Annotated in this window: 6 protein-coding genes; all 6 read right to left on the bottom strand. The window is 43.3% G+C overall.

Features of this window, described 5'->3' with window-relative positions:
• Positions 1-206 precede the first annotated feature (206 nt).
• Positions 207-842, bottom strand: a complete 636-nt coding sequence (locus DW981_RS14025) for a M15 family metallopeptidase (protein WP_118508177.1) — start codon at positions 840-842, stop codon at positions 207-209.
• Positions 826-1,350: a phage holin family protein gene (locus DW981_RS14020; RefSeq protein WP_118508176.1), complete on the bottom strand. Its 525-nt coding sequence runs from the start codon at positions 1,348-1,350 to the stop codon at positions 826-828. The genes DW981_RS14025 and DW981_RS14020 overlap by 17 nt, the downstream gene beginning before the upstream one ends.
• 20 nt (positions 1,351-1,370) lie before the next feature.
• Positions 1,371-1,904, bottom strand: a complete 534-nt coding sequence (locus tag DW981_RS14015) for a hypothetical protein (RefSeq protein ID WP_118508175.1) — start codon at positions 1,902-1,904, stop codon at positions 1,371-1,373.
• 1 nt (position 1,905) lies between these two features.
• Complete coding sequence (locus DW981_RS14010) at positions 1,906-2,652, bottom strand: hypothetical protein (protein WP_118508174.1); 747 nt, start codon at positions 2,650-2,652, stop codon at positions 1,906-1,908.
• A 203-nt stretch (positions 2,653-2,855) separates the two neighbouring features.
• Positions 2,856-5,258 carry a hypothetical protein gene (locus DW981_RS14005; RefSeq protein ID WP_118508173.1) on the bottom strand — a complete coding sequence of 801 codons (2,403 nt, stop codon included), beginning with the start codon at positions 5,256-5,258 and terminating at the stop codon, positions 2,856-2,858.
• Positions 5,259-5,271: 13 nt separating this feature from the next.
• Positions 5,272-5,727 carry a DUF6711 family protein gene (locus DW981_RS14000; RefSeq protein WP_118508172.1) on the bottom strand — a complete coding sequence of 152 codons (456 nt, stop codon included), beginning with the start codon at positions 5,725-5,727 and terminating at the stop codon, positions 5,272-5,274.
• Positions 5,728-5,972 lie beyond the last annotated feature (245 nt).

Here is a 5,972-nt window from a genome sequence, read left to right as displayed (position 1 = left end):
TATTCCTATTTTTTGGTGTGGAACGGCTTAATTCCACAGGCTGGCTACCGACTATTTGTCACCGTCCAACCATTTGATGATGTAATGGCAAATTACACCAGCCGCAACAATGACAATAAGAGAAATGATATATTCCACGCAGTTCACCTCACTCCCGTACCAATCTAGGAGGCGGTAACAAACCTATTTTATCATATAAACCTTGTTTATTCTATAAACTTTTTGTTTACGTGACCTACTTTTCCCTTGTATCGTACTTTAGCATACCAAGATTTGGAACTCACAAAAAGTACTTCAACTTTTGCCCCCTTTGGAATTCGCAAATAGCTACCGGTCAATTTACTTGTGGCTTTCCAGAGCAGCAGTCCTTTATCTCTTACCACCCTCTTTGTCCATGATTTTTTGAACATTTCCGGTGTTTTGTAAGTTCTTTTCAATTCCGTTGCCGTGCTACCCCATTTTGGCAAGTAGAAATGTGGCGTATCGACAATGGATTTCCAATCTCCACCCCAACCAAGTCCGATACCTTTAGCAATTTTTGCTACTTTCTTGATCGTGTTAATATCATACAGATCCTTTTTGTACTGAATCGCAATATCAAACGCAATGCCCCACATATGCTGACTAGAGTATGTGCTTCCTTTTGCGTTCGTTACTACCTTGCCCGGCTTTGTACGTCCTTTAGCATACAACTGATCTTGATATTTCTTCGTCCGAAATCCTTCTGTGATGATCAAATATATTTTCTTTTTTGCACACTTTTTCAGCAGCACCGTCAATTTATAATCCAGCCAAGGGTGCAGCTTCGTTCTGTCAATTCTAACGTCATGTTCTTTCTTCATAGTCTGTTTTCTCCATTTCTGTATTTTCCTTCAATATATTCCCTTCATGTTCCACTGTTCCCTTCAGGACAGCAATCACTTTTGTCAGAAATGCAGGTACCTTCACTCCCATTCTCCCGGCATTCTCCGTGATGCTCAAGCATTCGTTCAGAATGAACCACGCCGTCACAAGCGTGGAGAAGAACATCGTCATCGGAAGTGTGACCGACAATACTCCTGACAGCTTATAGATCAGGAAATCTACGATCATTGATGCCACAATGACAAGTATGTAACCAAATTTCTTGAAGATCCCTATCATTCCTTTCCTGCTGCTCCATCCGTATGACTTATCATCCGGGTGTTCCACTGCCTCCTTGGCACTTGCGGCCATGCCGGCCAGAAAATCAATGACCATTGCTGCAGCTACCGCCACTAGCATCCATCCAAGCAATCCACACTTTGACGCAATGGTTGCCGTAATTGTTGACAGCCCTAACTGTGTTGCATAGATTTGTAATTTGTCCATAATGTACCTTCCTTTCCGCCTTACGGCTGTGGCATTTTAAGCCTATATTCTATAGTTTTCGTTTCGTTTGGTGCAATTGTGATCGGTTCTTCCAGTACCGTGCGGTCATATAGGCATGTCCAATACGTACTTTGTGATCTGATATATCCAATCTCTTTGATCACTAGATCGTCAGCTTTGTTGTTCGTAATGCTGGCGCATATAATGATGCCACGACTATTATAAACTTGGTTTACATCAGACGGATATGAAGTGACACAGCCAAAGCCATCTGTTATTTGATTTTCCAGCTTATAGTCATCAACAGTTGGCGGAGTAGTTCCATCACCTATAATGATCCCTATTGCTGGACTTCCTGCTGCACCTGTTAATTGATTTCTGTTCGCCAAAAACGCCATAGCTCCGTAATGAAATGGATTGAAATTATCAGGCGTTACATAAGAAGTTCTGTTTGTTATTTTCTTTCCATCCGTACCTATCATGTCATATCTATTTGCTTCGGTATTGCATGCAAGTTGCCCTGCTACTGCAAGATAAAAGTTATTAGTCAGCATATTATCCCTCCATTCTTTTACCTTTTATGCTCATTTCGTATATCGCCCATCCATATGTACTGCTTTGCCTACCACCTGCAAGCAACAGCACACGGAATGCGCAATATCCTTTTCCATTGGTTACACTATAGGTTCGTGTTTGCGTAGATTCATAGGAACCTAATTCCACCACGTCAGATACATCTTCCCAAACTGTGTTCTCATCTATGGTAGCGCTCTCGCATCCTTGTATCTTAAATTTAGGTGTTCCTGCGTTATCCGTGCTTAGCGTCAAACTGATTATTGCCTCATACACCACATCGTGGAAGTTGTAACCTAAATACTTTCCGTCCTGGTTGTCCGTGCTTTCAGTCGACCACAATGTCGATGTGTTTCCGTCAAAAGCTTTCCATGGCTGTCTGTCACTGCTATATATCGAGTTTGCGAACGCATAACCCTGTGCTTCCTCTGCGTTTGCAAAAACCCTGTTAGCCATGATGTTTTGTATTTCGATCTCACTCGAATAATTTGCACCATCGCTTGAACATATTTCGATCATATTGTCAGTATTGATACTTCCAGCGTTACTTGCCGGCATTGTACTTATAACCTTACTGCCCCCGCCGCCACCCTCTATTCCGGCTATCTTATCTGCATAGCTCCGAAACGTATCTTCATCCGTCACCGTAACCTGTTGCTTAATAAGAGCCTGCTTAATTGCTTCTTTTGTCTCAGACAGGTAGCTTAGCTTTTCTTTTAGGGTTCCCACTAGATCACCTCCCCATTGATAGTATCTACCAGCATTGACGTTTCTTCGATCTTGCCCGATAAATCTTGGTAGGCATTGTCCAGTTGCGTTGCTATCTTGGTGATGTCCTCGTCCATTTTGTTGAGGTTCTCCGCGGATAAGCTAGTACCCCCTACACGCTTGTTTTCCATCCGATCGGATCATGCGTTACTTTTTCGTACACGTTAATCACTCTCCTTCAATTCGATGCAGTAGTCCATCGTTATCTGCGCCCATTCTGCTGCCGCGGTCCCATACTGATATATTTCTATGGCAACCTCCGGTCCGATCAAGGTCAACCGTGCCACCGCCTGTGCCCCAGCTCCGGACTGCGAAGTCAAGATGGGATACATGACTGTTTGCTTAGCGGTCGTCGTTACCGGTGCAATGTTGAATCCTGCAAATACATCCGGCAGGAACATAGCTACCGTTGTCCATTTACCGGCCGGAATCGTACCTCTCACATCCATGGCAAGATGCACCACGCCGTCTGCCAGCTTAAAGCATGATGTATAGGCATCATTTATGGTAAATCCATTCGCCATAACCCAATTGATCGTATCAATTTTCCATAGATCAACAGCGTCAAAAAATGGTGCCGTGGAAGCGAAATAACTGCTCACCTGCGCGCTGTAAAAGCGATTTATCTCCTTGCCACTTACAGCATGGTAAGCAATTTCTGCCGCAGGGTACTCTTCGATTGTCTCCCAGTCCTGCGCATCGCCAAATGTACGCTGTTTTATCATGTTTGTCTGCCATGTTCCGTTTTTATGCTCTGTACTGACTGCTGTGCGATACTTTGTCATCAGACCACTAGTGCTGCGTTCTTCCCATGTGTCCGTTACATTAGTATAATACACGCCTTCTGGTGACAATCCGGCCGTAACCATATTGTCGTCAGTGCCATATTGCATCTCGATCAAAGGCTCATTGCTGTCTGATACAATTTTGATGTGGCCGCCAGTGATCGTAATGTTAGCCGCTGTTACGTTGCCCTCTTCGTCTAGCGTGAAATTCTTAGTCAGTATCTTTATGATTTCTTTGCTCAACTGAAAATTCGGGGCCTCAATGGTTATTCCCTCGCCGGCCGACAAATTAATCGTGCCACCAGATAACAGTTCAATAACCTCTTCCGCCGACAGTTCGATATTATCGGCTCCCACCTTAAATTCTGTACCTTTATCCGGGTCTGATCCCAAACCCACCTGAACCATCTTGCCCTTATTCGTCACCTTAAGCACTATTGTTTTGTTGGTCTGCTCGTACTGTGATGATGTCTCCTCTTCCAGATCTGACATCTCAATCCGCACGCCATCAATATCCTTTTGAATCTTTAGGATCTTGGCTTTCGTCCGGATCAACTCCGAAGAATCGCTCACGTTATTGGATCGTGTTTCACTACCCTTTGCCTCGTAGGTATCCCTTAATAACTGAATGCCGGACAGTGTGCGGCTTAGCACATAAGATTCCACCACATCTTCTTTTTCGACCGAATATACATCGCCAACCTCTACATACGGCAGACCGATCAACTCCGTTGTATTTGGGCGGTAAATAATATCCTTGATTACATTCAGAATGTTCTCGGCTATTGGTTTTAGTTCTGCGGCCGTCTTTCCAAATAGCAAAGCATTTCCGGAAATGATATATGGATTTTCCGTTGTTCCGACTGTGCATCCAACATCATCGTCCTCTGTACGTACATTGATGCCGGTAATGTATTTTGTCATGTATTCCTCGAATTTTGCCGTTATGTACTCTGCTCTCGGTTTCTCGTCCGAAATGCCAAGCGCAACTGAGGATGCATTGCCATTCTCCGGATACAGGTCTAAATCCGGGTACCGATCTTCATCCGGGTACAGCCCGGAAGATTGCAAGGTCGTTACCTCAAATCTGCCATTACGATTCATCCGGCCAAAACCGCCGTGGATCTCGCACATCCACTTGAGCATCATTAATCCGGTGCAATTATCTCCCGATGGCTGCAGACTCTTGCTGACGATCATATCATCGTTGACTAATGACTGCTCTTCATACGGGATCCCTAAGTGCTGCAACAATGATTCGCGCATTGCTTTAAGCGTGGTCGTCCCATAGTTTTTCACTATTACCGTGATCTCGGTGCCATTATCATCGGTCTTAGTGACCGCGTTCGATGAGATCACCGGAAATAATCCCTCATACCAATCAGATATACTAGCAGAAGCATTGTGCATCGCATCATATGCCACAACTCTCTTATAGTCCCTATCGTCCACCATTCCTACAGAATAAACACGATACTTTCCCATTGGGATCTCTGCCACAGCATTGCCTTCTTCGTCCACTGTCTCCAACGTAGACATAAACTCCATACCACTAAGATCATTCTGCAAGATCTCTGACACCTCAAATTCGCACGAAGATGCAATGCAGCCACCAAGCGTTAAATCTTCATTACTGCAAATACTCTCTTCAATCTTCACAGATTCTGTGTGGATTGTTTCATTATCGATCGTTAAATCAAGATCCGGAAAATACATTTTGTATCGATTAAAATACCCTTGTGAGTAGAACGCTCTTTTTTGCTGTTCAGTCAATTCAATCATTACAATCATCCTCCTAATGCTCAATCAACGCCAAACGGATTGGCAAATACATTGGTGCTCCGTGATACAACCCGCCATATTGAAACTGTACATCAGGCATATAGAACTTACCCGTGGAGTAATCATCTTCCCAGTCGTTGTAGTACCTTGCACGAATAGTTCGAGAAGAGTAGTCACCATCCCCCTGCTTATACCCCTTTCGTATTGCCAAGATCAATTTACATTTATCCTCATAAGTCAAATATGGCGTGTTCCACTCAATCTTTGTACGACTGTGTTTCAACACCTTACGCTTCAAATAGCCGTCACCATTTACGTAAGAATCAAGATCCTGCATCTGATTAGGGGTAATAGTCAACGCACCATTAGGCTGTATGTATTTGTACGATAGCTTCTGATAGGTGTAGCCACTACTTTTGCTATAATCTATCGGCAAAGCAAGCAATCCCTTAGATGCGGAATAAGCCATGATTCAACCATCCTCCTTATTTTGCACACAAAAAAGACACCCACCATTTGGCGAGTGCCTTAAATCTCCTTATACAAAATATAACACATCGAAAATGTGAATTGTGTGAAAATCTTTTCAGCATAACATTGTCCATATTTCAGCAATAATATGTCTTACATATGCTACAAATGCACTAAATAATTGTGGTATAGGTATATATTTATTTATTATATTAACAATTATAGTAGTAACAAGCCCCGATA

Source organism: Clostridium sp. AM49-4BH, from assembly GCF_003478335.1.
Taxonomy (GTDB): Bacteria; Bacillota; Clostridia; order Lachnospirales; family Lachnospiraceae; genus Butyribacter.
The sequence above is the reverse complement of the archived record's forward strand: the minus strand, read 5'-3'. Positions and strand labels throughout refer to the sequence as shown.

Coding starts and splice junctions, on each gene's coding strand:
- DW981_RS14020 (WP_118508176.1), bottom strand. CDS start 1,350: ATGGACAAATTACAAATCTATGCAACACAGTTAGGGCTGTCAACAATT.
- DW981_RS14000 (WP_118508172.1), bottom strand. CDS start 5,727: ATGGCTTATTCCGCATCTAAGGGATTGCTTGCTTTGCCGATAGATTAT.
- DW981_RS14015 (WP_118508175.1), bottom strand. CDS start 1,904: ATGCTGACTAATAACTTTTATCTTGCAGTAGCAGGGCAACTTGCATGC.
- DW981_RS14025 (WP_118508177.1), bottom strand. CDS start 842: ATGAAGAAAGAACATGACGTTAGAATTGACAGAACGAAGCTGCACCCT.
- DW981_RS14005 (WP_118508173.1), bottom strand. CDS start 5,258: ATGATTGAATTGACTGAACAGCAAAAAAGAGCGTTCTACTCACAAGGG.